Source organism: Streptomyces sp. CO7 (genome assembly GCF_053474865.1).
Genome location: NZ_JBRIOU010000003.1, coordinates 549701 through 550361, shown reverse-complemented (window position 1 = coordinate 550361; position 661 = coordinate 549701). Strand labels below are relative to the sequence as shown.

Annotated in this window: 2 protein-coding genes; both read left to right on the top strand. The window is 72.3% G+C overall.

Going from position 1 to position 661, the window contains the following annotated elements; translation table 11 throughout:
* Positions 1-347: BRCT domain-containing protein (locus ACOV8S_RS12475; RefSeq protein WP_448317842.1), on the top strand; the 347-nt coding region annotated here is incomplete at its 5' end.
* 64 nt (positions 348-411) lie between these two features.
* Positions 412-645, top strand: a complete 234-nt coding sequence (locus ACOV8S_RS12470; RefSeq protein WP_108954009.1) for a hypothetical protein — start codon at positions 412-414, stop codon at positions 643-645.
* Positions 646-661: the final 16 nt, after the last annotated feature.

Sequence of the window (661 nt, the reverse complement as noted above, 5' to 3'; positions counted from 1 at the left end):
CGGGTGCGGGCGGCTACCGCACCACGGCGTGGAACCGTTCGAAGAAGCGTCCGCCGTGCCCCCACCCCAACCCCGGGCGGTACCTGCCGGGCGGTCGGCTCAAGCAGGGCATGCGGGTGGCGTTCTCCGGCGACACCTCGGTGGAGCGCGAGCTGCTGGAGGACCGGGCCACCGAGGCCGGGCTCCACGTGGCGGGCAGCATCTCGCGGCTGACCAGCCTGCTGGTGACCAACGACCCCGACTCGGGCACCTCCAAGACGGTCAAGGCCCGCCAGTTCGGCACGCCCGTGGTGGACGAGGCCGCCTTCGGCCAGCTGCTGGGGGACGTCGAACCGGCGGACGGGTGATTCCCCGGACGGCACGCGGTCGGGCTGCCGGGACGGGCGGCCCGCACGGCTCACGCTGTGGCGCATGGCACGTTGTGAGGTCTGCGGAAACGAATACGGCATGACGTTTGAGGTGCACGCACAGGGCGCCGTCCACGTCTTCGACTGCTTCGCCTGTGCGATCCACCGGATGGCCCCGATCTGCGAGCACTGCCGGGTGCAGGTCATCGGCCAGGGCGTCGAGGCCGACGGCAAGTGGTACTGCGGCGCCCACTGCGCCAGGGCGGACGGCAAGGTGGGCATCGTCGACCGGGTCTGAGCGGGACGGGGGCGGC

What these genes read in the sequence shown, in the direction of transcription:
- ACOV8S_RS12470 (WP_108954009.1), top strand. Translation starts at nt 412, where the DNA reads ATGGCACGTTGTGAGGTCTGCGGAAACGAATACGGCATGACGTTTGAG.